Genomic DNA, 3383 nt, shown 5'->3' on the forward strand with positions numbered 1-3383 from the left:
CCTGTGTTTACCTTAAGCTTCTCAAGCACCACGTTAGGTGAATACACCTTTACCTTACTAGAAGCACTAGACCATGTGGATGGCCTAGATAAAAACGATCTTAGCTTTGATCTTCCAGTTTATGCGGTAGACAGCGATGGCGACGATTCGTTGGTGTCGCAACTCAATGTGACCATCGGTGATGACGTTCAAATCATGCAAGATGGCACGTTAGATATCATCGAGCCAACCGTCGCAGATTTGGCTGCTGGCACTGTAACGACTAACACCATCGATGTAATGCCCAATCAAAGTGCAGATGGCGCGATCATCACTCAGTTCACTTATGACGGTGTTGTAAACAGACTGGATCAAAGTATTTCAGGCGAACAGCAGTTTAGTTTCACGGAAGGTAAGCTTTATATCACCCTTGAAGGTGAAGTGCGCTTCGAGCCAAATCGTAATTTAGACCACACGGCAAGCGAAGATATCGTGAAGTCGATTGTTGTAACCTCAAGCGACTTCGATAACGACTCTCTGACTTCTACCGTAACGCTGACGATTACTGATGGTGATAACCCTACGATTGACGTTATTCCAAGCGTAACCCTTTCTGAAACGAATCTGACTGATGGCTCCGCTCCTAGTGGCAGCGCGGTGAGCTCCACTCAAACCATCACATTTACCAACCAAAGTGATGATGTGGTTCGTTTCCGAATTGAACCAACGGAATTCAATACTAACGATGATCTTAAATCGAACGGTTTAGCCGTTGAACTGCGTGAAAATCCGGCAGGGTCGGGTGACTACATTGGTTTTACTACCAGTGCCACAAACGTAGAAACGACAGTATTCACATTAAGCTTTGATTCTGGGTTATTAGGTGAATACACGTTCACACTCATCGAAGCGTTGGACCATCAAGATGCCCGTGGTAACAACGAGCTCAGCTTTGATCTGCCTGTTTATGCGGTAGACAGTGACGGCGATGATTCACTGATGTCTCCGTTAAATGTCACTATCGGTGATGATGTTCAAATTATGCAAGATAGTGCGTTAGATATCGTCGAGCCGAATCTTGCAGATGGTACGGTAACAACTAACACCATGGATGTGATGCCAAATCAGAGTGCTGATGGCGCGACGATCACTCAGTTTACTTATGACGGTCAACTACGAACACTTGATCAGAATGACAATGGTGAACAGCAATTCAGTTTTACTGAAGGCGAACTCTTCATCACTCTTGAAGGTGAAGTGCGTTTTGAGCCCAACCGCAATCTCGACCACACGCTGAACGAAGACATTGTGAAATCAATCGTGGTGACGTCTAGTGACTCCGATAACGATGTGCTGACCTCAACCGTCACGCTGACCATTACCGATGGTGATATTCCGACCATTGATAATGTGCCAACTGTGAACTTGTCGGAAACCAATCTGAGTGATGGCTCTGCACCAAGCGGTAGCGCGGTTAGCTCAACTCAAACTATTACTTACACCACTCAAAGTGATGATGTGACCAGCTTTCGTATTGAACCGACTGAGTTCAATGTTGGTGGCGCTTTGACATCAAATGGATTGGCAGTCGAACTGAAAGCCGACCCAACTACACCGGGTGGTTACATCGGTTTTGTTACGGATGGCTCGAATGTTGAAACCAACGTATTCACGATTAGCTTTTCAGATACTAATTTAGGCCAATACACCTTCACCTTACTTGAAGCGTTAGACCATGTTGATGGCCTCGCAAATAACGATTTGAGTTTCGACTTACCGGTTTATGCCGTTGATAGTGATGGCGATGATTCTTTAGTGTCTCAGCTTAATGTGACCATCGGTGATGATGTTCAAATCATGCAAGGTGGTACGTTAGATATCACTGAGCCAAACCTTGCAGACGGCACAATCACAACCAATACCATCGATGTGATGCCAGAACAAAGTGCCGATGGTGCGACGATCACTCAGTTTAAGTATGACGGTCAAGTTCGAACACTGGATCAAACGGACACAGGTGAGCAGCAATTTAGCTTCACAGAGGGGGAGTTGTTCATCGCTCTTGAAGGTGAAGTACGCTTCGAACCAAATCGCAATCTAGACCACACGGTTAGCGAAGATATCGTCAAGTCGATAGTGGTGACCTCAAGCGATTTAGATAACGATGTGGTGACGTCAATGGTCACTCTGACCATTACTGACGGTGATATCCCAACCATTGATGCGGTGCCAAGTGTCACTCTCTCTGAAACGAATCTTGCAGATGGTTCTTCACCAAGCGGCAGTGCAGTAAGCCAAACAGAGACGATTACCTTCACCAATCAAAGTGATGATGTGGCGAGTTTCCGTATTGAGCCAACCGAGTTCAATGTGGGCGGTGCACTTAAATCGAATGGATTTGCGGTCGAGATAAAAGAAGATTCGGCTAATCCGGGGACTTACATCGGTTTTATTACTAATGGCTCGAACGCTGAAGTTCCTGTATTCACCATTAGTTTCTCTACAACCACACTAGGCGAATACACCTTTACTTTAATTGAAGCTTTAGACCATGTGGATGGTTTGGATAACAACGATTTGAGCTTCGAGCTGCCTGTTTATGCAGTTGATACAGACGGCGATGATTCATTGGTGTCTCAACTGAATGTAACCATCGGTGATGATGTCCAAATCATGCAAGACGGCACGTTAGATATCATCGAGCCAAATTTGGCCGACGGTACGGTGACAACCAACACCATTGATGTGATGCCAAATCAGAGTGCGGATGGTGCGACGATCACTCAGTTCACTTATGACGGTCAACTACGAACACTTGATCAGAATGACACTGGCGAACAGCTTTTCAGCTTCACTGAAGGTAAGCTTTATATCACCCTTGAAGGGGAAGTGCGCTTTGAACCTAATCGCGATCTAGACCACTCAGTTAGTGAAGATATCGTGAAGTCGATTGTCGTGACTTCAAGCGATTTTGATAATGACCCGGTGACTTCAACCATTACGCTGACCATTACTGATGGTGACAATCCGACTATTGATGCGGTGTCGAGCGTATCACTTAAAGAAGCGGATCTCGCTGATGGCTTATTGCCAAGCGGTAGTGCTGTTAGCCAAACGGAAACCATATCTTTCACTCATCAAAGCGACGATGTAGATAAATTCCGTTTAGAACCAAGTGAGTTTAATACTAACAACGCGCTCAAGTCAGACGGCTTGATCATTGAGATTCGAGAAGAACCAACAGGCTCTGGCAATTATATTGGCTTCACGACCGATATTTCGAATGTCGAAACCACTGTGTTTACTCTCGATTTCAGCAGTTCCACTTTGGGTGAATACACCTTCACTCTTCTGGAAGCGATTGACCACACACCAATTCAAGGCAATAACGACCTAACATTTAA

Annotated in this window: 1 pseudogene; it reads left to right on the top strand. The window is 45.4% G+C overall.

Annotated elements, in window-relative coordinates:
- Positions 1–3383: pseudogene (locus IQQ51_RS27080) on the top strand (hypothetical protein); the annotation flags it as partial.

This window comes from Vibrio sp. OPT18, assembly GCF_015163615.1.
GTDB classification, from domain to species: domain Bacteria; phylum Pseudomonadota; class Gammaproteobacteria; order Enterobacterales; family Vibrionaceae; genus Vibrio; species Vibrio coralliirubri.